This window comes from Pseudomonas sp. TH32, from assembly GCF_016650855.1.
In the GTDB taxonomy this organism is placed as follows: Bacteria; Pseudomonadota; Gammaproteobacteria; order Pseudomonadales; family Pseudomonadaceae; genus Aquipseudomonas.
In genome coordinates, this window is sequence record NZ_JAEKFA010000002.1 from 5217541 (window position 1) to 5244433 (window position 26893).

The window sequence follows — 26893 nt, forward strand, 5'->3', positions numbered from 1 at the left end:
TTTGTCCACGAGGTGCCTGGGTCCATGATCGGCCGAGGCACTTACTCATTGGCAGGAAGAATAATGGTCACACGGTTGCGCGCGCTGTTCCTGGGGGTATTGATGGTGGTGTCGGCCCAAGCCCTTGCCCATAAAGAGGACAAGGATGTACGTGGGCTGAACAACGTGACGGTGCTGATCGTGCGTCATGCGGAAAAACCCGATGAGGGCCCGCTGCTGAGCCCCAAGGGCGAACAACGGGCGGCGGCCTATGCCAGCTATTTCGACCCGCTGCTGTTGAATGGCATCTCGGTGGTGCCCCAGCGGCTGATCGCCACCAGCGACAGTAAGGAGAGCTCCCGTCCTCGCCTGACCCTGACACCCTTGGCCCAGCGCCTGCAGCTCCCGCTTGAAACCCCCTACTCAGACGATCAAGTCGGCAAACTGGTGAAGTCCCTGCGCAAGTCCAACCAGGCGCAAACCGTGCTGATCGCCTGGCATCACGGGCATATCGACAAGCTGATCGAAGCTTTCGGCGGCGACGGCCCGGCGCTGACCGGCATGAAGAAATGGCCGGAAAATGTGTATGACTGGCTGATCGTGTTGCGCTTCGACGATCAGGGCCAACTGGAGGAATCCCGCAGCCAGAAGGTCCAGGAGCACCTGCTTCCGGGTGATATCGCAGCCGCTAACGGCAGCTGAGCCGAATCGCTGTCTGTGGCGAGGGAGCTTGCTCCCGCTGCGTCGCGAAGCGGCCCCAGAAGATGGGCCTGCTGCGCAGTCCAGCGGGAGCAATCTCCCTCGCCACACGTTCGTGATACCCCGCCTGAAAACGCCCCTCACTTGCCTCTAAGCGACATGTTCGTAAAAGAACATGCAATTGCACTCAATTCCTATGCCCGCAGATAAGAGGCGGTGCTATTTTCGGTAACGAAACTGTAACATTCGCATCCGCAGTCAAAACAAGAAATCTGGAGCTCTTGAATGTTTGCTTTCTTCCGTCCTGCCGCACATCAGGCGCCCCTGCCTGAAGAAAAAATAGACAGCACGTATCGACGCCTGCGCTGGCAGATCTTCGCCGGTATTTTCTTCGGTTACGCCGGGTACTACCTGCTGCGCAAAAACTTCTCCCTGGCCATGCCCTACCTGATTGACGAGGGTTACACCCGTGGCCAGCTGGGCCTGGCGATGTCGGCGATTGCGATTGCCTACGGCCTGTCCAAGTTCCTCATGGGCCTGGTGTCCGACCGCTCCAACCCGCGCTACTTCCTGCCCTTCGGCCTGCTGGTGTCCGCCGGGGTGATGTTCATTTTCGGTTTCGCACCCTGGGCAACGTCCAGCGTGACCATGATGTTCATTTTGCTGTTCATCAACGGCTGGGCCCAGGGCATGGGGTGGCCGCCAAGCGGGCGGACCATGGTGCACTGGTGGTCGCAGAAGGAACGCGGCGGCGTGGTTTCCGTCTGGAACGTGGCGCATAACGTGGGCGGTGGCTTGATCGGCCCGCTGTTCCTGCTGGGCATGGCCTGGTTCAACGACTGGCACGCGGCGTTCTACGTCCCGGCCACCGTGGCCCTGCTGGTGGCGGCGTTTGCCTTCATCACCATGCGTGACACCCCGCAATCGGTGGGCCTGCCGCCTATCGAGCAATACAAGAACGACTACCCGGAAGGCTACGACGCCAGCCACGAAGACGAATTCAGCGCCAAGGAAATCTTCGTCAAGTACGTGCTGCGCAACAAAATGCTCTGGTACATCGCCTTCGCCAACGTCTTCGTCTACCTGCTGCGCTACGGCGTGCTGGACTGGGCACCGACGTACCTCAAGGAAGCCAAGCACTTCGACGTGGATAAAACCTCGTGGGCGTACTTCTTCTACGAGTGGGCAGGCATTCCGGGCACGCTGCTGTGCGGCTGGATGTCGGACAAGATTTTCCGTGGCAACCGTGGCCTGACCGGCATTGTGTTCATGGGCCTGGTGACCGTGGCGACCCTGGTTTACTGGCTCAACCCGCCGGGCAACCCGATGATCGACATGATCGCGCTGTTCTCCATCGGCTTCCTGATCTACGGCCCGGTGATGCTGATCGGCCTGCAGGCGCTGGAACTGGCACCGAAGAAAGCCGCCGGTACCGCAGCGGGCTTTACGGGCTTGTTCGGGTACCTGGGTGGTTCAGTGGCAGCGAGTGCGGCCATGGGCTACACCGTTGACCATTTCGGCTGGGACGGTGGCTTTGTGCTGCTGATCGGCGCGTGCCTGCTGGCGATCGCGTTCCTGATCCCCACCTTGTGGCACACCAATAGCGTCAGTACCGCACGTTAATCGTCGGAACAGCCCTTGGAACACCGCTTGAGCCGCGCCTCCAGATTCTTGTCTGGCATGGCGTGGCTACGCAGGGCGTTGACGGTCTGCTCGACATAATCGCGCGTAGTGCCGTAACGCCCGCAAGCGCTTTGCAACACGTGATTCAGCACAATGTCGGGCAAGTTACCGGCATAACTGGGCAGGTGCCGCTCCAGCACAAATCCCAATGCCTGCACCTGGCTGCCATCTTCAAGACGGCAGGTCAGCCAGTGTGGCCGGTAGGAGGGGTAAGGCATCTCGCGCTGCCACAGGGCATACAGCGAGGCCTCCAGTTGATCTTCCGGCAGGCGATAAGCGAACCCGCTGCACGAGCCACCGCGATCCAGGCCAAACACCAACCCCGGTATTTCCGGCGTGCCCCGATGCTCGTGAGACCACAGGTACAAGCCCCGGTGATAACCGTAGACCCGTGCCCGCATCCGTTGTGTCGACGAACATTCAGGTCGCCAGATCAGCGAACCGTAAGCGAACAGCCAGACCGGTCCCCCCTTATGCCGGGCCATGGTGGCCTGCATCGAACTCATCAACTGTTCGTGAGTGAGTTGCGGCCCCAGATCGAGCCGCGGAGGGTAAGCCAATTGCAAAAGATCAGATTCAATGGCGGTCATGGCGGATCGCTTAGGTCTCCTTTGTGGTTACGAGAAGCTGTTACCAGTTGTAAGCAACTTTACCGTAATAGAACGCGCCGCTGTAACCGTACGGCGAAAAAGTGCTATAGGCCAAATTGCCACCACTGCTGGCGTAGGCATTGAGTTTTTCCGGGTACTTGTCGGTGACGTTGTCGCCGCCGACGGTGAAGGTCCAGTTTTTCAGCTTGTAGTCGGCCGACAGGTCCAATAGCCAGGCTGCCTTGAAGCTCTGGTCGTTGGTGGGGTCTGCCTGATAGCTGGTGAATGAACCATAGCGCACCAAATTACTGTGCAGCGCCCAATTGCCGAAACTCAGGTCGTTGCCCAGGCTCAGCTTGTGTTGAGGCGTGGTGTCGCCCAACAGGCCGATGCGCTCGCGGCGGTCCACCCGCACCAGGCTCGCCCCCAGGCTATCCAATACCGCCGGGTTGGCTTTTACGTCGGTGACCTTGGTGTGGTTGTAGTTGTAGCCCACAGTGCTGTTCCAGCGCACACCGTTATCCAGTTGGTAGCGATAGTTGGCCACCAGGTCGATGCCATTGGTGGTGGTGTCGGTGGCGTTGGTGAAGTAGCGCACGGTGGTGTAATTGATGTTGCCGACGCCGTTGGCCTGCAGATACGCGAGCGCCGCCGGGTTCTTGCTCAGGTCCAGGTTGGAGGACAGGCTGATGCGGTCGCTGATGTCGATGCGGTAGACGTCGGCGGTCACCGTCAGGTTGTCGGTCGGCTCCAGCACCAGGCCGAGGCTGTAGTTGCGTGACTTCTCGGCTTTCAGGTCTTCAGCGCCGAGCAGGCGCGCCACCTGGCTGTTGGCAGGGAAGGTGCCGGCTTCCTGGATGGTGTTGCCGATCAGTTGCGACGAGGTGTAAGCGAAGTTTTGCTGTGCCAGGGATGGCGCACGGAAGCCGTTGGAAACACTGCCGCGCAAGGCCACTTGCGGGGTGAAGTCGTAACGGGCCGAGAGCGAGCCGCTGACGTTGGAGCCAAAATCACTGTAATCCTCGTGACGCACGGCAGCCGAGGCGCTGAGTTTTTCGGTGAAGTTGGTTTCCAGGTCCAGGTACTGCGCCCAGTTATGCCGCGTGCTGGTACCGGCGTCGGAATCACGGAAGCCGCCCAGGCCCGAACTGCCGGTCTGGTAGTAGGACGCAGGATCACCCGCCTTGATTTGGTAACCCTGGTCCAGGTACTCGCCACCAAACGCGACCGACACCGGATACGGCAACCAGCCCAGGCTGAATTCCCGCGACAGGTCCAGGCTGAGTTGCTTCTGGTCATTGACCAGGGTCCCGTTGTCGAACTTGCGCGGCGTGGCCAGGCCCAGCGAGGTGTTAATGGTTTCGGTGCCGATCTGGTACTGGTTCTTGCCGTAGTTGACCGACACATCGTAGTGCCAGTCATAGGCCAACAACCCGCGCAGGCCCACCGCCAGGGACGTGTCTTCCACGTCACCGCGAATCAGCGGCAGGTAACCGTTGGGGTTGAGCGCAGGAATGTTGTTGCTCGCGTTGCTGGCCCGGTAGAACGCTGCGGTCTCGCCACGGGTCTTGCTGTAGCCGCCAAACGCGTAGAACTCAGCCGCGTCGCTGAAGGAATATTCCGAATTGAGAAACAGCTTGCCCTGATCGGTGGCCGGTTCGCCCTGGCGGAATACGCGCTGGCCATAGGTCGTCGAACCGACGCTGCCCGGCCGGAAATCCTTGCCGGCGCGGTTGGTGTAATCGTTGTCGGCACCTTCGGCGGAGACGTTGATAAAACCGTTATCCCCCAGCGCCACGCCGGTGTTGCCGCTGAGATTGCGCTGGATACCGTCACCCTTTTTGTATTCGCCGAACTTGCTGGTGATCGAGCCGCCGTGGTCGTCATGCTTGAGGATCACGTTGATCACCCCGGCAATCGCATCCGAGCCATAGCGGGCGGAGGCGCCGTCACGCAGCACTTCGATATGGTCCACCGCCGCCAGCGGGATCGCATTCAGATCCGCCGGGGCCGAGCCGCGCCCCACGGCGCCACCGAGGTTGACGAAGGCGCTGGTGTGGCGGCGCTTGCCATTGACCAGCACCAACACCTGGTCCGGTGACAGGCCACGCAATTGCGCCGGGCGCACCAGTTCGGCGCCGTCCACCAGGCTTGGGCGTGGGAAGTTGATGGAAGGAATCAAACGGGCCAACACCGCGCCCAGTTCGTCAGAACCGGTGCTGCGCAGGGTGTCGCCGGAAATCACATCGATGGGTGACAGCGAAGCACTGGCGGTGCGCTCTTGGGCGCGGGTGCCGGTGACGATGACTGTGTCGAGTTTGGGTACATCGGCAGTGGCCGTTTCGGCGGCTGCCACTGGATTGAATCCCACAGCGGTCAGCAAATTAGCCGACAAAATCGCCGTGTACAGCAGGTGCTGCTTGTTGCTCCCCATACCGCTCCCCTTGGAATCAAAGGCCAGAACGTCAATGCTCTGAGCTCGTACGATCGATCCGTGTGGCGGACGGTGGCGGTCATTTATTGGTTATTGGCAGAAAGTCGGTAGTCCGTTGTCATATAGCTTAATGATATTTATGTAACAAATTAAATACCTTTAAAGAATAAGCGAATGCATAAGCACCGCCCGTCCGCTCATCAGGATTGAGCCGTGCACGCCCGGTACCTTCAGCGCGCGTTCAGCCTTTATGGGGCCTGAGCCTTCAAAATGGCCACCTGTCACGACCCACTTAGCCGCCCAATCACCGACTATCGAGGTCGCACCATGAAATATCGACTTTCCAGCCTGCTGTTCCTGGCACAGGCCACCACCGCCCTGGCGGTCGAAGCACCAAGCCAGGACGAAAAAGGCTTCTGGTACGCCCAGACAAGCGTCTACACCCGGCACTTTGCGCCGGACAAGGACCACAACAATCATCAGGATTTGATCGGCCTGGAGCGCAATGAAGCGTCAGGCCTGGTGTATGGCGGGGCAACGTTTCGCAACTCGTTCAGCCAGCGCTCGTACTACGTCTACGCCGGCAAGCGCTACGACATGACCGATTATCCGGTGTACCTGAAGCTGACGGGCGGCGTGATCCAGGGCTATCGCGGCAAGTACCGCGACAAGATTCCACTGAATGGGCTGGGCGTAGCGCCGGTGATCATCCCGTCGGTGGGCACTCACTACGGGCCGGTCGCCGCCGAGTTGGTGTTGCTCGGGTTCAATGCGGCGATGGTGACGACAGGCGTTCGGTTCTGATTGGGCCGCTGATGGGCTTCTGTGGTGAGGGAGCTTGCTCCCTCACCACATGTTACGGACGGGGCGCGTAGGCAAATACATCGGCGCGCATCTGGTGCGCATCCATGCCGGCGTCGACCAACGCATCCAGCGTGCCATAGATCATTGCCGGTGAACCGCTGGCGTAGACGTGCACGGCCTTGAGGTCGCTGATGTCTTCGCAGACCGCTTCATGCAACAACCCGCAGCGCCCTTCCCAGCCGCACAGGTCGCTGACCACTTTGTGCAGGAACAGGTTGGGCAATTGCAGCCACTGGTCCCAGTGCTCGATGTCGTAGAAATCTTCCGGCCGGCGTACCCCCCAATACAGATGCACCGGGTGCTTGAAGCCGCTGGCGCGGCAGTGTTCGATCAGGCTGTGCATCTGCGCCATGCCGGTACCGGCGGCGATCAGCACCAGCGGCCCGTCAGGCAGTTCCGCCAGGTGGGTGTCGCCAAACGGCAGCTCGATACGCGCCATCTGGTTGCGCTGCAACTGCTCCAGCAGGCTGCGGGCGCTGTCTTCCCGGGCCAGCACATGCAATTCCAGCTCGCGCCCGGCGTGGGGCGCCGAGGCCAGGGAGAACGCCGACTTCTCGCCGTTTTCCCGCTCGATCATCAAGTATTGCCCGGCGTGGTAACGCACCGGCTTGCCCGCCGGGGCCCGCAGGCGCACGCGCCATACGTCACCGCCCACTTCAACGCATTCACTCAATTGGCAAGACAATTTGCGCACCGGCAACTCTCCCGGCGCCAGCACGCCATCCCACAAGACGATGCAATCTTCCAGCGGTTCGGCAATGCAGGTATAGAACTCGCCATGGTCACGCACCTCACCGGCTTGCTGCACCCGGCCTTCCACCAACAGCGCCGCACACACGTGACACACGCCATTGCGGCACGCCTGAGGGCAATCGTAGCCCAGGCGTCGCGCGCCCTCGAGGATCCGCTCGCCGGGGGTCAACTCAAGTACCGCACCGGAAGGCTGCAGGGTTACACGCATCAATCTATTCCTAATTCTTTCCAGAGCGCATCGACACGAGCAGTTACCGCTTCGTCCTTGACGATCACGCGGCCCCATTCGCGGGTGGTTTCACCCGGCCATTTATGGGTGGCATCCAGGCCCATTTTCGAGCCGAGGCCCGATACCGGCGAGGCGAAGTCGAGGTAGTCGATCGGCGTGTTATCGATCATCACGGTGTCGCGCTTGGGGTCCATGCGCGTGGTGATGGCCCAGATCACGTCGTTCCAGTCCCGGGCGTTGATGTCGTCGTCGGTGACAATAACGAACTTGGTGTACATGAACTGTCGCAAAAACGACCACACACCCAGCATTACCCGCTTGGCGTGGCCCGGGTACGACTTCTTCATCGTCACAATGGCCATGCGGTACGAGCAGCCTTCCGGCGGCAGGTAGAAGTCGGTGATTTCCGGAAACTGTTTTTGCAGGATCGGCACAAACACTTCGTTCAACGCCACGCCGAGGATCGCCGGCTCATCCGGTGGACGGCCGGTGTAGGTGCTGTGGTAGATCGGTTTGATGCGATGGGTGATGCGCTCGACGGTGAACACCGGGAAGCTGTCCACTTCGTTGTAGTAGCCAGTGTGGTCGCCGTACGGGCCTTCATCGGCCATCTCGCCCGGGTGAATCACCCCTTCAAGGATGATTTCGGCGGTGGCCGGCACTTGCAGGTCGTTGCCACGGCATTTCACCAGCTCGGTGCGGTTACCACGCAACAGGCCGGCGAAGGCGTACTCGGACAGGCTGTCGGGCACCGGCGTCACAGCGCCGAGAATGGTCGCCGGGTCTGCGCCCAGGGCCACGGACACCGGGAAGGGCTGGCCGGGATGCTTTTCGCACCACTCACGGAAATCCAGCGCGCCGCCACGGTGGCTCAACCAGCGCATGATGACCTTGTTGCGGCCGATCACTTGCTGACGGTAGATACCGAGGTTCTGGCGGTCCTTGTTCGGGCCCTTGGTGACGGTCAGGCCCCAGGTGATCAGCGGGCCGACGTCGCCGGGCCAGCAGGTTTGCACGGGCAGCATGCCGAGGTCGACGTCATCGCCTTCGATGACCACCTCCTGGCATACCGCGTCTTTCACGACCTTGGGGGCCATGGCAATGATCTTGCGGAAGATCGGCAGCTTGGACCAGGCATCCTTCAGGCCCTTGGGTGGCTCGGGCTCCTTGAGGAAGGCCAGCAGCTTGCCGATCTCGCGCAGTTCGCTGACGGACTCGGCGCCCATGCCAAACGCCACGCGATCGGGGGTGCCGAACAGGTTGCCAAGTACCGGGATATCAAAGCCCACCGGGTTTTCGAACAGCAGCGCCGGGCCCTTGTTGCGCAGGGTACGGTCGCAAATCTCAGTCATTTCCAGCACCGGGGAAATCGGCACCTGGATACGTTTCAACTCTCCGCGCTGCTCAAGTTGCTGCACGAAATCCCGAAGATCCTTGAATTTCATTAACCATGCCACCCGTAAAATAGGCGTACATCCTACCTGCTCTTACGGTCGCTGGCAGCTTATTGAGCAGTATTGCCGACGACACCGACTCAACGAGCCGACGCCTGGCTTTGATTGCGCAAGGCCTTGAACAACGGCTCAAGGAACCCTTCGACATACCGCGAACCGACCGCCGAGAGGTGATTGTCATCGGTGTACAGCGACTGGCCCTCCAATTCCACACGGCACCAATCATTCACATTGCATAGCTTTGGCGCCGGATCCAGCACCTTCACCCCCGGATCAGCAGCCGCGATTTGCTCGAATACGTGGCTGATATAGGCCTGGCGCTGGAGGTGGTCGGCCAGGGGCATTCCCTCCTTGTCGGTGGGCCGGCCGAGCATCGCCAGGCGACTGAGGCGATAGGGCGCACTGAATTCCTGCAGGGGGACTTCCTTGACCAGCCACACCCGATGGCCGCCGGCGCGCAATTGCTGCACAAGGGCACGCATGCTTTCATCAAAACGCTGCTCGGCGAAGGCACGGTCATAGGTTCCGGTCTTCGGGTCCAGCAGCGAGAACTCGGTGTCGCCATCACGCTGCCCATAAACGTAGAGGCTCCAGCGCGCCACCAGCACCACGTCGCTAAAGGTTTCCTGGCCCAGCAGTTGGGTGACCTTCTGGTTAAAGCTCAAGCAACCTGGAACGCTTTCTTTGCGATTAAACGGCAGGCAACCGGCATAACCCGCCTGGGTGACACCGACACCATACTTGCTCGCGCCGTCTTGTAACGCCGGAACCAGGGACGTGGCATGACTGTCGCCCCACACCAACGCGCGTGTCGGGCCCGACTGAGGGCCGAAATGACAAAATCCATGGTGGCGATTTTTCCCCCCATCCACCAGGCAGGCCATCAGGTCCGGGCTCCACGTGCGCGCCTGGGCAAATCGCAAGGCCTCCGGCGACAGGCGCCAAGGCAAGCCCTGCGTCCAGACCAGTCCTTTGCCGAGCAACCCCACCCCAAGCAGCGCGATACCCGCCGCCACCATGATTTGCCGACGGCCGGCCAACAACCGACGCTCGCGAAAGGGTGCCTCGATGAACCGCCAGGATCCATAACCCAACAGCAGGCTCAACACAAACAGCGCGCCGAGCTCCCACGGAGTCAGGCCTTCGACACTGGCGTACTTGCCGAACACATACACCGGCCAATGCCACAGGTACCAGGAGTAGGAGATCAGGCCAATCCCTACCAACACACGGCTGCCCAGCAACTTGCCCGCCAGGGTGGCCTGTTGGCCGTTGGCCCAGATCAGGCACACCACGCCCAGCACCGGCAACAACGCTGCAGCGCCAGGAAACGGAGTGCTCGGATCATAGGCAAAGACCGCCAACAAGATCAGGCCAAGGCCGGCAAGGCTGACGGCCTGCGCCAACGCCGGGCTTGCGCGGTACTCTCGTACCGGCATCACGGCCAGCATTGCGCCCGCCAACAGCTCCCAAGCACGCATCTGCAGCAGGAAAAAGGCTCTTTCCGGAGCGTGGGCGACCGCCCAGGTGCTCATCCCGAAAGACACCAGCAACAACACGAACAGCGCTGTACGCCAGTGTTTGAGCCGGCTCGACAACAACGTCAGCAGCAGCGGGAAAACAATGTAGAACTGCTCTTCAACCGACAACGACCAGGTATGCAGCAATGGCTTGAGGTCGGACGCCACGTCAAAATAGCCGTCCTGGCGCATGAAAAACAGGTTGGAGATAAACACCACCTGATTGTGCACCGAGCGCCCCAACTCGCTGTAATCCTTGGGCGCCAGCAGAAACCATCCCACCGCCAGCGTGCCGAGCATCATCACAAACAGTGCCGGCAGGATACGCCGGGCGCGCCGGGCCCAAAAACCGATGAAACTGAAACGACCGGCCTCACGTTCCCGCCAAATGATCGAGGTGATCAAATAACCGGAGATCACGAAAAAGACGTCCACACCGACAAAACCGCCGGTAAAGCCCGGTACACCAAAATGAAACAGCACAACCGCGATAACAGCTATGGCACGCAGGCCGTCAATGTCCCTGCGATAAGCGAGAGTGGTCATAAATCTTGTTATTAGCCCGGTCAGATTGACAGCAAGCGGAGTCACGCTCGCCTTTTGTCTCTAAACAGACACACGCCTGCGCCAAACCTCCCTTTTTTGACACAAAAAAATGACGCCCCGTGGGGCGCCATTCTTTTGGACCTGAAGCGGTCGTGTTACTTGCGCTTCATCGACAAGAAGAACTCGTCGTTGGTCTTGGTGGTTTTCAGCTTGTCGATCAGGAACTCGATGGCGGCAACTTCATCCATCGGGTGCAGCAGCTTGCGCAGGATCCACATGCGCTGCAGTTCGTCGTCGGCGGTCAGCAACTCTTCGCGGCGTGTGCCGGAGCGGTTGATGTTGATGGCCGGGAACACACGCTTCTCTGCGATACGACGGTCCAAAGGCAGTTCCATGTTACCGGTACCTTTAAACTCTTCGTAGATCACTTCATCCATCTTCGAGCCGGTTTCAACCAGCGCGGTGGCGATGATGGTCAGCGAGCCGCCTTCTTCGATGTTCCGCGCGGCGCCGAAGAAACGTTTCGGTTTCTCCAGGGCGTGGGCATCGACACCACCGGTGAGCACTTTGCCGGAGCTCGGGATCACGGTGTTGTAGGCACGGGCCAGACGGGTGATGGAGTCGAGCAGAATCACCACGTCTTTCTTGTGTTCGACCAGGCGCTTGGCCTTCTCGATCACCATTTCGGCAACCTGCACGTGGCGGGTTGGCGGTTCATCGAACGTCGAGGCAACCACTTCGCCGCGCACGGTGCGCTGCATTTCGGTCACTTCTTCCGGACGCTCATCGATCAGCAATACGATCAGGTGAACTTCAGGATTGTTACGGGCGATGTTCGCTGCGATGTTCTGCAGCATGATGGTCTTACCGGCTTTCGGCGGAGCGACGATCAGGCCGCGCTGGCCTTTGCCGATCGGGGCGCACAGGTCGATAACGCGACCGGTCAAGTCTTCGGTGGAACCGTTACCGGCTTCCATCTTCATGCGCACAGTCGGGAACAGCGGGGTCAGGTTCTCGAAGAGAATCTTGTTTTTCGCGTTCTCGGGACGATCGTAGTTGATCGTGTCGACCTTGAGCAGGGCGAAATAACGCTCGCCTTCCTTTGGAGGGCGGATCTTGCCAACGATGGTGTCACCGGTGCGCAAGTTGAAGCGACGGATCTGGCTCGGCGAGACGTAGATATCGTCTGGGCCGGCAAGATAGGAGGCGTCTGCAGAGCGGAGGAAGCCGAAGCCGTCCTGGAGAATCTCCAGCACGCCATCACCGGAGATTTCCTCGCCGCTTTTCGCGTGCTTTTTCAGCAGGGAGAAAATCACGTCCTGCTTGCGCGAACGGGCCATATTTTCTATGCCCATCTGTTCGGCCAATTCGAGCAGTTCGGTAATCGGCTTTTGCTTGAGTTCAGTCAGATTCATATAGGAATGACGTAATCATTTATGGAGGGGGGGAAATTAAGCTTTTGGCTTAATGAGGCCGCGCCGCAGAGAAGGCGACAGGATCGCGTACTAATCGAAAAGGAGAGCGTCGGCGACGGCTTGCAGGGGGCAGTGGAGAAACCAGTGCGGGGCCGAATGTACCACCTGAGTTTCGGAGCGTCTAGCCCTGTATCACGAAAAAGCCCCGCTATTTGCGGGGCTTTTTGAGGACGCTTAAATGTTAGCGTCGAGGAAAGCTTGCAGCTGGGACTTCGACAGCGCGCCGACCTTGGTGGCCTCGACATTGCCGTTCTTGAACAGCATCAGGGTCGGGATACCACGCACGCCGTGCTTGGCCGGGGTTTCCTGGTTGTCGTCGATGTTCAGCTTGGCAATGGTCAGTTTGCCTTCGTAAGTAGTAGCAATGTCGTCCAGGACCGGAGCGATCATTTTGCAAGGACCGCACCACTCAGCCCAGTAGTCAACCAGCACCGGGCCCTGGGCCTTCAGTACTTCGGCCTCAAAGGTCGCGTCGGTGACGTGCTTGATAAGATCGTTGCTCATGGATGTCTCCGGGTTGTAAGCAAAAAAAACGTTGCCCATCATAGCCGCCCTTCCCGCGTTCAGGAAGCCGCAGCTGATTGACTCTTGCTATGGTGGTGCATGAGTTTGGGTATAGCCCAACTCAAGGGGTCACGGGAGTGATGAACGCAATGCCCGTACGCAGCGCCGCGTTACGTACGTGTTCCTGCATGCTTTTCTGCGCCGCCCCGCTGGCGCGCCGAGCCAGTGCACGGAGGATCTTGCGGTGTTCCTGCCAGGTCTCCATGGCCCGCTCTGGCCGGATGAACGGTAGCTTCTGGCTCTCCAGAAACACCTCCGCACTGGCGCTGAGGATGCTCACCATCGCCTGATTGCCGCTGGCCAGCAGGATGCGACGGTGGAATTCGAAGTCCAGCCGCGCTGCCGCTTCAAAGTCGCCGGCCTTTAATTCCTTGCGCATCCCCTCGACATTGTCTTCCAGAACGTCCAGCTCATCAGTGGTCAACGTCACTGCCGCCAGCCCCGCCGCAAAGCCTTCCAGGGCGTAGCGCAACTGAAAGATATCCAGCGGCGTTGCCTGTGCCGTAAATGGCCAGGCCAACCCCGGGAGGTCTTCGGCAGCTTGCACGAATACGCCTTTGCCCGGCTGCACACTGACCACGCCCAAGGCACTGAGCGATGACAAGGCTTCACGCAACGAGGCCCGGCTCACGCCCAATTGCAGCGCCAAATCACGCTGGGAGGGCAATGCATCGCCCGGCCCGAAGCCCTCATCGGCGATCAATTTGCGGATGGCCTGTAGCGCCACTTCCGGTACGGCTTGGGCGATGGAATTCATAAAAACTCAAATTTCCCGTCAACTGAGCGGCTAGTTGTAAAGCTATTCTCGACGCCCGGCAAGCCACGCCCCAAAGGGGCTCGCGCGGTTTTGGCGGCGCTCGAAAAGGGTGCAGAAAGCGCATCAACTGTTCAGACCAGTAAGACCGCCAGAACTCAACGGCTACCGGCCTTTGCGCGAATAAGAGCAGTACTGGCATGGGCTGTGCACTGGCAACACTCAGAAAATCCTTTCGTCCTTTTCGGAGAGTTGCCATGACCAAGCGTTGCAGCGCCCTGCTCACTGCCCTGTTTGCCAGCCTGATGCTGAGCCAGGCGCCCGCCCAGGCCAACGGTCTGGACGATATCGTCGCCCGCGGCACCCTCAAGGTGGCCGTGCCTCAGGATTTCCCGCCGTTCGGCTCGGTCGGCCCCGACATGAAGCCCCGTGGCCTGGACATCGACACCGCAAAACTGCTGGCCGACCAGCTCAAGGTCAAACTTGAACTGACCCCGGTCAACAGCACCAACCGCATTCCGTTCCTCACCACCGGCAAGGTCGACCTGGTGATATCAAGCCTGGGCAAGAACGCCGAGCGGGAGAAGGTCATCGACTTCTCCAAGGCCTACGCGCCGTTCTACCTCGCCGTGTTCGGCCCGCCTGATGCGCCGATCAGCACCGTTGACGACCTCAAGGGCAAAACCATCAGCGTGACCCGTGGCGCCATCGAGGACATCGAGCTGACCGCCGTCGCGCCTAAGGAAGCCACGATCAAGCGCTTTGAAGACAACAACTCGACCATCGCCGCTTACCTGGCCGGCCAAGTGGACCTGATCGCCAGCGGCAACGTGGTGATGGTGGCTATCAGCGAGCGCAACCCCAAGCGCGTGCCGGCACTGAAAGTGAAGCTCAAGGACTCGCCGGTATACGTAGGCGTGAACAAGAACGAGCCGGCGTTGCTGGACAAGGTCAACCAGATCCTGGTGGCGGCCAAGGCCGACGGCAGCCTGGAAAAGAACGCAATGCAGTGGCTTAAAGAGCCGCTGCCGGCTGATCTCTGATCGCGGTAACGAGGGTTAGCTATGGCCTATCAATTCGACTTTGTGCCGGTTCTGGCCAATACCGATCTGTTGCTGCGCGGCGCGCTGTTCACCCTTGAGCTGACCGCCATCGGCGCGGTGCTGGGCGTGGCGCTGGGAATCGTCGGCGCCGTGGTGCGGGCGTGGAAAATCCAGCCGTTCAGTTGGATCTTCGGGGTGTATGTCGAGTTGATCCGCAACACGCCGTTCCTCGTGCAGTTGTTTTTCATCTTCTTCGGCCTGCCGTCCCTGGGCCTGAAAATCACCGAATGGCAGGCGGCGGTGCTGGCGATGGTGATCAACCTCGGGGCGTACTCCACGGAGATCATCCGCGCCGGGATCCAGGCGATCCCTCGCGGGCAACTGGAAGCGGCGGCCGCACTGGCGATGACGCGCTTCGAAGCGTTCCGCCACGTGGTGCTGCTGCCGGCGTTGGGCAAGGTCTGGCCGGCCCTGAGCAGCCAGATCATCATCGTGATGCTCGGTTCGGCGGTCTGCTCGCAGATCGCCACTGAAGAGCTGAGCTTTGCCGCCAACTTTATCCAGTCGCGCAACTTCCGTGCGTTTGAAACCTACGCACTGACCACCCTGGTCTACCTGTGCATGGCATTGATGATCCGCCAATTGCTCAACTGGATCGGCCGGCGCTATGTGATGAGGAACGCCCGATGAGTGATTTTTCCTTCTGGGACATCGTGCGTAACCTGGCCACCGGCTTGCAGTGGACCTTGCTGTTGTCGCTGGTGGCGTTTATCGGCGGCGGCGTGATCGGCTTGCTGGTGATGACCCTGCGTATCAGCAACAAGGCCTTCCCGCGCAACGTCGCCCGCACCTACATCGAACTGTTCCAGGGCACGCCGCTGCTGATGCAGCTGTTCCTGGTGTTCTTCGGCATCGCCTTGCTTGGCGTGGACATTTCGCCCTGGCTGGCAGCGGCGATTGCCTTGACCCTGTTCACCAGCGCCTACCTGGCCGAGATCTGGCGGGGCTGCGTCGACTCCATCGCCCACGGACAATGGGAGGCGTCCGCGAGCCTGGCCCTGAATCCGCTTGAGCAATTGCGCTACGTGATCCTGCCCCAGGCCCTGCGCATTGCCGTGGCGCCGACCGTGGGTTTCTCGGTGCAAGTGGTCAAAGGCACGGCCGTGACCTCGATCATCGGCTTTACCGAGCTGACCAAAACCGGCGGCATGCTCGCCAACGCTACCTTCGAACCCTTCATGGTCTATGGCCTGGTGGCGCTGGGTTACTTCCTGCTCTGCTACCCCTTGTCCCTCAGTGCGCGCTACCTGGAAAGGAGACTGCATGCCTCTGCTTAGAATTTCCGCCCTGCATAAGTATTACGGCGATCACCATGTACTCAAGGGCATCGACCTGAGTGTCGAAGAAGGCCAGGTGGTGGCAATCATCGGCCGCAGCGGCTCGGGTAAATCCACCTTGCTGCGTACCCTCAATGGCCTGGAGTCAATCAACGACGGGGTGATCGAAGTCGACGGCGAATACCTCGACGCCGCCCGCGCCGACCTGCGCAGCTTGCGGCAGAAAGTCGGCATGGTGTTCCAGCAGTTCAACCTGTTCCCGCACCTGACTGTGGGGGAAAACGTCATGCTCGCCCCTCAGGTGGTGCAGAAAGTACCCAAGGCCAAGGCCGCGCAGCTGGCGCGACAGATGCTCGAACGGGTTGGGCTGGGGGAGAAGTTCGACGCCTTCCCCGATCGCTTGTCCGGCGGCCAGCAACAGCGGGTAGCCATCGCCCGGGCGCTGGCGATGTCGCCCAAGGTGTTGCTGTGCGATGAAATCACCTCGGCCCTGGACCCGGAACTGGTCAACGAAGTGCTCAGCGTGGTGCGCCAACTGGCCAAGGATGGGATGACGCTGATCATGGTCACCCATGAAATGCGTTTTGCCCGGGAAGTGGGCGACAAGCTGGTGTTCATGCACCAGGGCAAGGTGCACGAAGTCGGCGACCCGAAAATCCTGTTTGCCAACCCGCAGACCGCCGAGCTGGCCAATTTCATCGGCTCGGTGGAGCGGGCGGACTGACGCATCAGGCCCCGGGAGCCCACTCAAAACCGCCCTGCCCCTCAAATATCGTTTCATCCCTTACGGCCAGTAACGCGATGGGCAGGAAGGTCTCGACGTTGACCAAGGCGGTAAAGCGGCGCCCATGCGCCGGTACCCCCGCTACCTGTGCAACGAGCGTATGGCCCGGCAGCAATCGTCCGGTGGCCGGCTCGTCAGACAAGCGCGGCCTCATCAGCTCAACGGGTTTTCCATCGACCTGAGCCGATTGCAGACTCAAGGTGAAATGCCCCTGGCGCCCAAACCGAAACCCCTGCGCGCCAGCGGGTACACCCGTGAAACGCAGTGCCATGGACACCGGCGCTTCACAGGCAACGCTCAGGCGAAGCGTGCGCGTGCCCAACGGAATATGTGGCTGACCCCGCTCGGCGTGGCGAATCACACCGTAATCAACCCGAGGTTGGCTCAAGGACACACGACAGTTATCCGCCCGAGCCTCGTTGGCCAACATCACCACAAAAAGCAGCAGATAGAGGAACAGTCCGTAACGCAAGCGTCCACATTCAAAATGCTCCGCTGGCTCATAGGGTGCGGCAGACCGCTGAAGCTGTTTCATAGAATTTGTCGTCATTGGATTCTGGCTCAAGGTTCAGTTGCAGCAGGCAGTTGGTTGAGTCTGGCAAGGAAATACTCAACGCTCGCGACTCATCCGGGCTGTTCAGGAAAACCATGCCCTCACCCACTACGCTGGTCAGGAATGCATTGTTGCTGTCGAATACCGAGGCCCCTTGCGGCAAGGGTTGTCCCTGAACGTCCCGAACCTCAAGTAGTAAACGGCGAACCTTCACGACCTCAAAATCGATCGTGTTGAAAGAGCCGCGTCCGGCAGCAACGACCTTGGTACCGTTTTTCAGGTCGATGCGCCTGGGCAGGGATTGGGTTTGCACCTCAACATTGCTGATGTGGTAGGCAGGCAGGCTTGCGATCACCGCCTGCCCCCGATAATCAGTCCAGACAGGCCCCTGCGGGGTCGAGACCTTGGCTGCCCCAACATCGCCCACGGAGACAATTCCAAAGGTGTCCTGGATCGCATAGGGCGAGAACGTCATGCCTCTCTCATGAGCCACCACGCCACCTTGCAATTGGCCGGTATAGCCTGTGCCCAATGAATCGCGCCGTACGCCCAGCCCTATCTGGGTGTAACGCGGTATGGCATTCACACGCGCTTGAACAGACTGTGTACGGCTCGCCTGCTCACGGGCAACCCCCACTTCATAGTTCACATAGTCGTTGACCCGATCACTGAACGCAGTCCCAAGATCGACCCTGTCTCCGCGCCGACTGGCATACGAGGTGACACGGCGATCCCCGCCAAACGGCACAGTGACCTGCAACCGAAGCGAAAGCCCCTTGTCCGACACATCGCCGCGCGTCTCTCGAAGGGTGTTTTTGATCTTGCGCGGTCGAGAACCGCCCACCCGGGAGTCCGCAATCACTGCCACCTGAGTGCCATTGAACTGCTGATTCCATGCAGCAAATACGTGTTCGGCCGATTGCCCATCAAATTGCGAACTGCGGGAATAACTGACCGAGAAGCCACCCAGGGATTGATCTGCCCAGCTCAAACCCAACGTGTATTGATTCTTGAACCGGGCATCCAGTTCGTCAGGACGCGTCGACGGCCCCGCTTCCAGTACTTCACGATAGCCCCGCGTCTGGGTAGTGGCGCTCACATTCATTTCAATGCCGGCAAACAATGGGCTTCCCAGGGAAACGGAGCTGCGGGCCCCGCTGACGTCATCCTGGCCATCGCGGGACAGGTTCTGACGCACGCCAACCGAAAGACGCTGGAAAAAAATACTGCTCAATACGCCACCCGCCGCCTGGTATTCGTCGGTACTCAACAAGCCAAACCCCAGTGAAGAATCCCGCCCCAACCCCCAAGTGCCACTTCCCATCGCCACGACCGGGGAATTCCCTGCATCCAGCTTTGCGCCACGCACTTTGCCCAGGGAGAAGTAATAACCAGGCACTACCGGTACCGCCCCCGCAAAGGACGCGGCGGGTACGGTGAAACTGTGCCTGCCGCCGCGGGTACCCACGACACTGACCTCAAGATCGCTGGCGCCATTGAGCAATGGCAAGCCCGTCAATGTGAACGGACCTTCCGGTACCAGTGTTGTATGGATCAGCACCCCAGCCTGGCGCACCTCAACCCGGGATGGGCTTTGGGCCAAGCCTTCAACCACCACGCGGCTGCCGCCACCCGGGCTGCGCGACTGACCATCGGGTGAGAGCTGGAAACCAGACATCTGTAACCCACCGAACACCGGATTGTTGCTGGAAATCTGCCCGACCTGGAAGGTCGACTTCAGGGGCGCAAAATCGCGTTGGGCGTACGCATTCACATGTTCGCTGCTGCTGTTGCCGTTGTCGGAGACATAGAATTGTCGACTGCGAACAATCCAGTTCCCAATGTTGAATCCCACTTCGGTATAGGCGGAAACGGAGCGGGAAGAGCCACTGCTGTAGCGCTCCTCGGCCCCCTGCACATCGTAATTCAACAAGGCTGCCGATCCGCCTTGGGAAAAACTCCCGGCATCCCACTCGGGCTCGCGCATTGACGGAGTGGGCACGACCAGCGATACCTCATCGCTGCCAGGACGCAGCTTGACGATCGTCGCGGGATATTCGCCGAGAAAGTCATGACACGCCTGATCGGGAGCAATGCCCTGTCGAATAACGGCCGACGGCACCCTTAACCCGGCCTTATCCAGCAGAGACGGGGTAAAACACAACTGCCCCTGGTAGTCGAAGCGCGCCTCAACCAAGCCCAATGAGTTGCCGTTGACCTGCAACCCCACCACATGAGCGCCCTCGCGGAATCGCGCCGCGCTGCGAAAGTAATGGGCAACCTTCGGGTCAATTCCGTTCGCCGACAAGACGGCGAGATCGAAGCCCTCCCCCAACTCAAGTGCGTGTGCGGGAAGGCTCCACAGCGTTGCCAGGCCGATACACGCCCGGGAAACCGAGGCTCGCATGGGCGGTGCAGACAGGGTCCAATGGTTTGCATGGGTAGCATTTCTCATAGCCCGATCAACCCGCCTCGACAACCACGGAGGCTTCGTAGGCGGTCGCCGAATAGCCGTAAACCGTCGCCGGTTGAATCTCGATACCGCTGACCCGAGCCACCTCCTCTTCGACGCGGGTCGATAACACCTCGCCAGGCAGGATATAGGTACGAGGCAATATCGCCGGGCTCCTTGACGGCAGCAGGTGCACCTCCAGTCCCATCCGCACAACGTAAGCACTGTCGTTGTGAACCGTCAGCCGACTGCCCCGCAGCGTCCACTTCAGCAACTTCCATGGCTCTTGATGGCGTGGCAAACCTTGTGGGTGCAGGATCAGCGGCAAATCCTGTCGAATGGTAATGCCGATGGTCGCGCGCCCTTCGGCGCGGGCCTGCGGGATACCTTCAAAGGTGACGCGCTTCAAACGCTGAGTCTTGAGCGGCTCCTTCAAGGTGCTGATAAACCGCACCAGCTGTGTCTCACCCGGCTCGACACGGGCGATAGGTGGCGTAACGATCAATAGTGGCTCGGGATCCTCCGGAAGGTTTTGAATGACCGAGTGAAGTAACGCCGGACCAGCGTCGGTATTTTTTACGTTGATCGTCGCCTCACCGTTCTCTTCATAAAGAATAACGACGGATGTTTCTGGCTCCATGCCATCCGCCATTACATAGCCACCCAGCAAAAAAGAAAGATTCGCACACCACAACAGGGTAATAACCGCGTTTAAAAGACGACCCATCGAGTTCTACCCGCAAACAAATAAAGTGCCATTAATCAGCAGAAAATACAGATACGCATATAAACAGCCAGCACGAAGCCACGGCGCATGACCGCCTGCCTAATGCTGGCCGGGTTTATATAGTTAGATCCGAGTGACGACCAACGTGGCAAGTCCGTTCAACGGAATGTCCTTGCTAAGATCCAACGCACTGCCACGATTGATAACGGCCCTGACCACAAGAGTGCCGGTGACTGAAGTCACCATGGCTGGAGTCGGGCTGGTATTACGGCTCCAGGAGTGCTGGTAAGGATGCTTGTCTACGCGGCCGTCACTGCTGTACATCCAGGCACCGGCGGAGCTTGTCCTTTTAAGCGGGTACAGCGCAGTGCCAGCACTGGTCAAGCTGGAGAGCCTGACCGAATAGCCACCGGTACGGTTGGTCCCGACCATGCCCAGGCCAAAATTCTGGCTCTCCGGGAAGCCGGTTCCCAGGATACCCGCCACGGTACTGGTTGCCTGCGAGTCCGTAACGGACAGTGCCATCTGAGCCGCAGCGGTTCCACAGTTGACGGTCAGGGGTAGCGTCTTTTCTTGCAGGGGAAGAAAAGAGGATGGCGGGATGCTCGACGCATTGATCGTATCGTAATCGACAGTGCCGCCGCTGGCGCCAAGACCTACCGTGCAGGCCGCTGGCTTAATGGTGCCGATAACCCTCAGGTTCCCGGAGCCACTTGTATCTGCTTGAGCACCCATACTGGCTGCCAGACACGCAATACCTATTGCCAAACCAAATTGTTTTTTCATGTTCATCCTGTCACTGAAAGTTATCAGGTGCACTTGGCTCACCGGGCAACTCCATGCCCAACAACTATCGACCTTGATAAGCGAGCTACAAATAAATAACACCACGGCACAATCGCCGAGTGACAGTCTCTCTCGTTAGTGCCGAAAGAAAGAATGAGACGACGCCTGATCTAATGTAAGAGCCGTAAAAAAATAATGCCCCTTTAAGTCATCCGGACAGTAGTCCTGACTTAATTATCCGCCTAAACAAATAACCCACGCGTGTAGGGATATTCGCCTTTCCTATTAAAATTAGAAATTTCCGTTATTCCTCTTGCCCTACAGACCAATCGTCAGCCATATCAAGAATCGTCCTACACATCCCGCAAATTTTGCTCAAAGACGCCCATGGGAAAATTCCCCAAGCACTTCGCGTTGGCGTCAGCGGTTGATCGTGGCACGATGGCGAGGTTATCGACCGAGACCCCTTAACCATGCCGCAATCCCAAGCCAAGAATCTGTCCCTGATCGCCGCCATCGACCTGGGCTCCAACAGCTTTCACATGGTCGTGGCCAAGGCCCAGAACGGTGAAATCCGCATCCTTGAGCGGCTCGGCGAGAAAGTGCAACTGGCTGCCGGGATCGACGACGAGCGTCAGCTCAATGAAGAATCCATGCAGCGCGGGCTCGATTGCCTGAAGCGCTTTGCCCAACTGATCAACGGCATGCCCCCGGGCGCCGTGCGGATCGTCGGCACCAACGCCCTGCGGGAAGCCCGCAACCGTGGCGAATTCATCCGCCGCGCCGAGGAGATTCTCGGGCACCCCGTAGAGGTCATCTCCGGCCGCGAGGAAGCGCGCCTGATCTACCTCGGCGTGTCCCACACACTCGCCGACACACCGGGCAAGCGCCTGGTGGCCGACATCGGCGGTGGCAGTACCGAATTCATCATTGGCCAGCGTTTTGAGCCGCTGCTGCGCGAAAGCCTGCAGATGGGTTGCGTGAGCTACACCCAACGCTATTTCAAGGACGGCAAGATCACCCCGGCCCGCTACGCCCAGGCGTACACGGCCGCGCGGCTGGAGATCATGAGCATCGAGCACGCCCTGCACCGCCTGACGTGGGATGAGGCGATCGGTTCGTCCGGCACCATTCGCGCCATCGGCCTGGCGCTCAAGGCCGGCGGCCACGGCACCGGCGAGGTCAACGCCGAAGGCCTGGCCTGGCTCAAGCGCAAGCTGTTCAAGCTGGGGGATGCCGAGAAGATCGACTTCGACGGCATCAAGCCTGACCGCCGCACCATTTTCCCGGCGGGCCTGGCGATTCTCGAAGCAATTTTCGATGCCCTCGAACTGCAACGCATGGACCACTGTGACGGCGCCCTGCGTGAAGGCGTGCTGTACGACCTGCTGGGCCGCCATCACCACGAGGACGTCCGTGAACGCACCCTCAGCTCGCTGATGGAGCGTTACCACGTCGACCTGGAACAGGCGGCGCGGGTTGAACGCAAGGCGCTGCATGCCTTCGACCAGGTAGCAGCGGATTGGGACCTGGAAGACGGCGTCTGGCGTGAACTGCTGGGCTGGGCCGCGAAGGTCCATGAAGTGGGGCTGGACATCGCCCACTACCATTACCACAAGCACGGCGCCTACCTGATCGAACACTCGGACCTGGCGGGCTTCTCCCGGGAAGACCAGCAGATGCTCGCACTGCTGGTACGCGGCCACCGTCGCAATATTCCGAAGGACAAGTTTGCCGAGTTCGGTGACGAAGGCATCAAGCTGATTCGCCTGTGCGCGTTGCTGCGCTTTGCGATCCTGTTCCACCACATCCGTGGTACCCAGGAAATGCCGCAAGTGGTGCTGCGCGCCAATGCCGACAGCCTCGACGTGGTGTTCCCGAAGAACTGGCTGGATGAAAACCAACTGACCCAGGCGGATTTCGCCCAGGAAGCGGAGTGGCTAACGCGGGTTGGGTTTACGCTGAACGTTCGCTAAAACGATCTACTGTGGCGAGGGGGCTTGTCCCCCGTTGGGCTGCGAAGCAGCCCCAAAACCTGCAAAACTAATCTGACAGACAGGGTGATGTAGCGTTATCAGGGGCTGCTGCGCAGCCCAACGGGGGACAAGCCCCCTCACCACAAAAGCATCCCCTGCTCTGTTGATGCCTATGCGCCCCCCAAAAAAAACGGCCCTCGAAAGGGCCGTTTTTTTATGCCGTCAAATCCAGCCTCAATTCACCGTCAGAATCGGGCTGCCCAGCTTCTCCAGCAACGTCGCCTGGGCGCTGCGCGGGTTCTGGTTGCCGGTCGGGGTGTTGCGCACGTAGCGTCCGTCCGACTGCAGGCTCCAGCTGTGGGTGTTGTCGGTGAGGTAACTCTCCAGCTCCTTCTTGACCCGCATGATCAGCTTCTTGCCTTCCACCGGGAAGCACGTCTCCACACGCTTGTCGAGGTTGCGCTCCATCCAGTCGGCGCTGGAGAGGAACATCTGCTCCTCGCCGCCGTTGAGGAAGTAGAACACCCGCGTGTGCTCCAGGAAGCGCCCGATGATCGAACGCACGTGGATGTTATGGGAAACCCCGGCGATGCCCGGACGCAGGCAGCACATGCCACGCACCACCAGGTCGATACGTACGCCCGACTGGCTGGCCTTGTACAGAGCACGGATGATCTTCGGATCGGTCAGCGAGTTGAACTTGGCGATGATGTGCGCCGGCTTGCCGTCGAGGGCGAACTGGGTCTCGCGGGCAATCATGTCGAGCATGCCCTTCTTCAGGGTGAACGGCGCGTGCAGCAGCTTCTTCATGCGCAACGTCTTGCCCATGCCGATCAACTGGCTGAACAGTTTGCCAACGTCTTCACACAAGGCGTCATCGGAAGTCAGCAGGCTGTAGTCGGTGTAGAGCTTGGCGTTGCCGGCGTGGTAGTTGCCGGTCCCCAAGTGGGCGTAACGCACGATCTCACCGGCTTCACGGCGCAGGATCAGCATCATCTTGGCGTGGGTCTTGAAGCCGACCACGCCGTAGATCACCACCGCGCCGGCCGCTTGCAGCCGGCTGGCCAGTTGCAGGTTGGATTCCTCGTCGAACCGCGCGCGCAGTTCGATCACCGCCGTCACTTCCTTGCCGTTACGCGCGGCATCCACCAGCGCATCGACGATTTCCGAGTTGGCGCCGGAGCGGTACAGGGTCTGGCGCACGGCCAGCACATGCGGGTCCTTGGCGGCCTGGCGCAGCAGGTCGACCACCGGGGTGAAGGACTCGAACGGGTGCAGCAGCAGAATGTCCTGCTTGCTCACCACGCTGAAGATGTTCTCGCTGTTTTGCAGCAGTTTCGGGATCTGCGGGGTGAACGGCTTGTATTGCAGCTCCGGGTGACTGTCCAGGCCGGTGATGCTGAACAGGCGCGTGAGGTTCACCGGACCGTTGACCTGATACAGCTCGCTCTCGCTCAGGTTGAACTGCTTGAGCAAGTAGTCGGACAGGTGTTTCGGGCAGGTGTCCGCCACTTCAAGACGTACTGCGTCACCGTAGCGACGGGAGAACAGCTCGCCGCGCAGGGCACGGGCCAAGTCTTCGACGTCTTCGGAGTCCAGCGCGAGGTCGGCGTTACGGGTCAGGCGGAACTGGTAGCAGCCCTTGACCTTCATGCCCTGGAACAGGTCGTCGGCGTGAGCGTGGATCATCGACGAAAGGAATACATAGTTATCGCCAGGCCCCCCCACCTCTTCCGGTACCTTGATGATCCGTGGCAGCAACCGCGGCGCCGGGATAATCGCAAGGCCCGAGTCGCGACCGAAAGCGTCGATACCTTCCAGCTCGACGATGAAGTTCAGGCTCTTGTTCACCAGCAACGGGAACGGGTGCGTCGGGTCGAGGCCGATCGGGGTGATGATCGGCGAGATTTCGTCGCGGAAGAAGCGGCGTACCCAAGTCTTGAGCTTGGTGGTCCAGTAGCGGCGACGGATGAAGCGGACCTGATGTTTTTCCAGTTCCGGCAACAGGATGTCGTTGAGGATCGCGTATTGGCGGTCCACGTGGCCGTGCACCAGCTCGCTGATACGGGCCAGGGCCTGATGCGGTTGCAGGCCGTCGGCGCCGGCTTGTTCACGGGCGAAGGTGATCTGCTTTTTAAGGCCGGCGACGCGAATCTCGAAGAACTCGTCCAGGTTGCTGGAGAAAATCAGCAAAAACTTCAGCCGTTCCAGCAAGGGGTAGGACTCATCCAGTGCCTGTTCCAGCACGCGGATGTTGAATTGCAGTTGTGACAGCTCGCGATGGATGTACAGGCTGCTGTCATCCAGGTTGGTAATCGCAACCACCGGCGCCGGCGCGGCAGCTGGCGTTTCGGCTGCCGCAACGGGTGGAGCCGGCTCCAGCTCCGGCGGGGTCTCGGTGACTTGTTCGACCACCGGGTGAGCGTCTTTTACGGCAACTTCTGTGAGTCCTTCGGTATTCATCGAGTGTTCCTGTGAGGGCTATTGTTGCTCTCTAAGCAATTGGGCGGCGCGGGCGGCGAAGTAAGTCAGGATGCCATCAGCACCCGCGCGTTTAAAGGCAGTCAGGGATTCAAGAATCACCCCTTCACTCAACCAACCATTCTGGATCGCGGCCATGTGCATGGCGTATTCACCGCTCACCTGATAGACAAAGGTCGGCACCTTGAATTCCTCTTTGACCCGATAAAGGATGTCGAGGTACGGCATCCCGGGCTTGACCATGACCATGTCGGCGCCTTCGGCCAGGTCTGCCGCCACTTCGTGCAGGGCTTCGTGGCTGTTGGCCGGGTCCATCTGGTACGAGGCCTTGTTGGCCTTGCCCAGGTTCAGCGCCGAGCCCACCGCATCGCGGAACGGGCCGTAGTAGGCGCTGGCGTATTTGGCCGAGTAGGCCATGATTCGTACGTTGACGTGGCCGGCCAGCTCGAGCGCTTCGCGAATCGCCTGGATACGGCCGTCCATCATGTCTGACGGCGCCACCACCTGGGCACCCGCCGCCGCATGGGACAAGGCCTGCTTGACCAGCGCATCAACGGTGATGTCGTTCTGAACATAGCCTTCTTCGTCGAGAATGCCATCCTGACCGTGGGTGGTGAACGGGTCCAGGGCCACGTCGGTGATCACCCCCAGTTCCGGAAAGCGTTCACGCAAGGCACGGGTGGCGCGCTGGGCGATACCGTCCGGGTTCCAGGCTTCGGCGGCGTCCAGGGACTTGAGCCCGGACGGCGTGACCGGGAACAGCGCCAGCGCCGGAATCCCCAGTTCGACCCAGTTCGCCGCCTCTTCGAGCAGCAAATCAATGGTCAAGCGCTCCACACCCGGCATCGACGCCACCGCTTCCCGACGATTTTCACCGTCCAGCACAAACACCGGCAGGATCAGATCATTCACCGTCAGGACGTTTTCACGCACCAGACGACGTGAAAAATCATCACGACGGTTGCGACGCAGACGGGTGGCGGGAAACAAACGGTTGGCGGGGGTAAAGCTCACGGCAGACTCCTGGGCCCGGCTTGACGGGCGAGCGTGACAGTTATAAGCGGCCATTATGACGAAGGAATTACAGTTGTGGTTAGCTCATACACCGTAAGGCAACAGCCGTGCGACCTGTAGTCGCATTCGTCGTTTATGTAGGAATTGTTCACTTCGTGACACATCTCGATACTTTCATGAATGTTCACGAAGGCGT

At 60.0% G+C, this 26893-nt stretch carries 22 protein-coding genes; 8 read left to right on the plus strand and 14 right to left on the minus strand.

From position 1 onward, the window contains the following. The first annotated feature begins 63 nt into the window (after nucleotides 1-63). Together JFV30_RS27715 and glpT are read left to right on the plus strand one after the other, a co-directional pair. On the plus strand, nucleotides 64-681 hold the full coding sequence (locus JFV30_RS27715; RefSeq protein ID WP_201125659.1) for a flagellar basal body-associated protein FliL: 618 nt from the start codon (nucleotides 64-66) through the stop codon (nucleotides 679-681). 282 nt (nucleotides 682-963) lie between these two features. After that, nucleotides 964-2301, plus strand: a complete 1338-nt coding sequence (gene glpT, locus JFV30_RS27720) for a glycerol-3-phosphate transporter (protein ID WP_010167932.1) — start codon at nucleotides 964-966, stop codon at nucleotides 2299-2301. Here the strand turns inward: glpT and JFV30_RS27725 are convergent. Both JFV30_RS27725 and JFV30_RS27730 read right to left on the minus strand, forming a co-directional pair. Next, on the minus strand, nucleotides 2298-2951 hold the full coding sequence (locus JFV30_RS27725) for a gamma-glutamylcyclotransferase (protein WP_010167933.1): 654 nt from the start codon (nucleotides 2949-2951) through the stop codon (nucleotides 2298-2300). The genes glpT and JFV30_RS27725 overlap by 4 nt on opposite strands. Nucleotides 2952-2991: 40 nt before the next feature. Continuing rightward, a complete protein-coding gene (locus JFV30_RS27730; RefSeq protein ID WP_010167935.1) occupies nucleotides 2992-5385 on the minus strand; it encodes a TonB-dependent receptor plug domain-containing protein in 2394 nt (797 codons plus the stop codon). Nucleotides 5386-5712: 327 nt separating this feature from the next. Here JFV30_RS27730 and JFV30_RS27735 point away from each other — a divergent pair, with 327 nt between their 5' ends. Then, nucleotides 5713-6189, plus strand: a complete 477-nt coding sequence (locus JFV30_RS27735) for a sn-glycerol-3-phosphate transporter (protein WP_201125660.1) — start codon at nucleotides 5713-5715, stop codon at nucleotides 6187-6189. Between the two features lie 52 nt (nucleotides 6190-6241). Here JFV30_RS27735 and JFV30_RS27740 read toward each other — a convergent pair whose 3' ends face one another. The 6 genes from JFV30_RS27740 to JFV30_RS27765 all read right to left on the minus strand — a co-directional run bounded on the left by JFV30_RS27740 (nucleotide 6242) and on the right by JFV30_RS27765 (nucleotide 13547). Then, nucleotides 6242-7210: a CDP-6-deoxy-delta-3,4-glucoseen reductase gene (locus JFV30_RS27740; protein WP_201125661.1), complete on the minus strand. Its 969-nt coding sequence runs from the start codon at nucleotides 7208-7210 to the stop codon at nucleotides 6242-6244. Further along, on the minus strand, nucleotides 7210-8676 hold the full coding sequence (gene ubiD, locus JFV30_RS27745; RefSeq protein WP_003213983.1) for a 4-hydroxy-3-polyprenylbenzoate decarboxylase: 1467 nt from the start codon (nucleotides 8674-8676) through the stop codon (nucleotides 7210-7212). Before ubiD ends, JFV30_RS27740 begins: the two co-directional genes overlap by 1 nt. Before the next feature lie 89 nt (nucleotides 8677-8765). Then, entirely contained in the window at nucleotides 8766-10751 is a 1986-nt protein-coding gene (locus JFV30_RS27750; RefSeq protein ID WP_201125662.1) for an acyltransferase family protein, read from the minus strand. Between the two features lie 155 nt (nucleotides 10752-10906). Next, nucleotides 10907-12166 (minus strand): transcription termination factor Rho, encoded by a 1260-nt coding sequence (rho, locus tag JFV30_RS27755; RefSeq protein ID WP_008438874.1) that lies wholly within the window; start codon nucleotides 12164-12166, stop codon nucleotides 10907-10909. 234 nt (nucleotides 12167-12400) lie between these two features. Then, complete coding sequence (gene trxA, locus JFV30_RS27760) at nucleotides 12401-12730, minus strand: thioredoxin TrxA (RefSeq protein ID WP_003213989.1); 330 nt, start codon at nucleotides 12728-12730, stop codon at nucleotides 12401-12403. 121 nt (nucleotides 12731-12851) lie between these two features. After that, the gene (locus tag JFV30_RS27765) at nucleotides 12852-13547 is read right to left on the minus strand and encodes a FadR/GntR family transcriptional regulator (RefSeq protein ID WP_201125663.1); all 696 of its coding nucleotides are present in this window, start codon (nucleotides 13545-13547) and stop codon (nucleotides 12852-12854) included. A gap of 254 nt (nucleotides 13548-13801) precedes the next feature. Between JFV30_RS27765 and JFV30_RS27770 the strand changes: the two genes are divergently transcribed. From JFV30_RS27770 to JFV30_RS27785, 4 genes are read left to right on the plus strand one after another with little or no spacing between them, the layout of a single operon-like run. Further along, complete coding sequence (locus tag JFV30_RS27770; RefSeq protein ID WP_076013092.1) at nucleotides 13802-14587, plus strand: transporter substrate-binding domain-containing protein; 786 nt, start codon at nucleotides 13802-13804, stop codon at nucleotides 14585-14587. Nucleotides 14588-14608: 21 nt separating this feature from the next. Beyond that, nucleotides 14609-15277 (plus strand): amino acid ABC transporter permease, encoded by a 669-nt coding sequence (locus tag JFV30_RS27775; protein ID WP_003213995.1) that lies wholly within the window; start codon nucleotides 14609-14611, stop codon nucleotides 15275-15277. After that, a complete protein-coding gene (locus tag JFV30_RS27780) occupies nucleotides 15274-15924 on the plus strand; it encodes an amino acid ABC transporter permease (protein WP_010167949.1) in 651 nt (216 codons plus the stop codon). The genes JFV30_RS27775 and JFV30_RS27780 overlap by 4 nt, the downstream gene beginning before the upstream one ends. Further along, entirely contained in the window at nucleotides 15911-16648 is a 738-nt protein-coding gene (locus JFV30_RS27785) for an amino acid ABC transporter ATP-binding protein (protein WP_201125664.1), read from the plus strand. Before JFV30_RS27780 ends, JFV30_RS27785 begins: the two co-directional genes overlap by 14 nt. Nucleotides 16649-16652: 4 nt before the next feature. Here the strand turns inward: JFV30_RS27785 and JFV30_RS27790 are convergent, their stop codons facing one another. From JFV30_RS27790 to JFV30_RS27805, 4 genes are all read right to left on the minus strand, one after another. Beyond that, the gene (locus tag JFV30_RS27790) at nucleotides 16653-17243 is read right to left on the minus strand and encodes a hypothetical protein (protein ID WP_201125665.1); all 591 of its coding nucleotides are present in this window, start codon (nucleotides 17241-17243) and stop codon (nucleotides 16653-16655) included. Further along, nucleotides 17209-19668 carry a fimbria/pilus outer membrane usher protein gene (locus JFV30_RS27795; RefSeq protein ID WP_201125666.1) on the minus strand — a complete coding sequence of 820 codons (2460 nt, stop codon included), beginning with the start codon at nucleotides 19666-19668 and terminating at the stop codon, nucleotides 17209-17211. The genes JFV30_RS27790 and JFV30_RS27795 overlap by 35 nt, the downstream gene beginning before the upstream one ends. Nucleotides 19669-19723: 55 nt before the next feature. Next, nucleotides 19724-20440, minus strand: coding sequence for a fimbria/pilus chaperone family protein (locus JFV30_RS27800; protein ID WP_201125667.1), 717 nt, complete (start codon nucleotides 20438-20440; stop codon nucleotides 19724-19726). Between the two features lie 123 nt (nucleotides 20441-20563). Continuing rightward, complete coding sequence (locus JFV30_RS27805; RefSeq protein ID WP_201125668.1) at nucleotides 20564-21226, minus strand: DUF1120 domain-containing protein; 663 nt, start codon at nucleotides 21224-21226, stop codon at nucleotides 20564-20566. Between the two features lie 473 nt (nucleotides 21227-21699). On the opposite strand from JFV30_RS27805, the gene ppx reads away from it, so the two are divergent. Then, entirely contained in the window at nucleotides 21700-23202 is a 1503-nt protein-coding gene (gene ppx / locus JFV30_RS27810) for an exopolyphosphatase (protein WP_063026338.1), read from the plus strand. A gap of 234 nt (nucleotides 23203-23436) precedes the next feature. Here ppx and ppk1 read toward each other — a convergent pair whose 3' ends face one another. Beyond that, nucleotides 23437-25665 carry a polyphosphate kinase 1 gene (ppk1, locus tag JFV30_RS27815; RefSeq protein ID WP_010167964.1) on the minus strand — a complete coding sequence of 743 codons (2229 nt, stop codon included), beginning with the start codon at nucleotides 25663-25665 and terminating at the stop codon, nucleotides 23437-23439. An 18-nt stretch (nucleotides 25666-25683) separates the two neighbouring features. After that, a complete protein-coding gene (gene hemB / locus JFV30_RS27820; protein WP_010167966.1) occupies nucleotides 25684-26697 on the minus strand; it encodes a porphobilinogen synthase in 1014 nt (337 codons plus the stop codon). Between the last annotated feature and the right edge of the window lie 196 nt (nucleotides 26698-26893).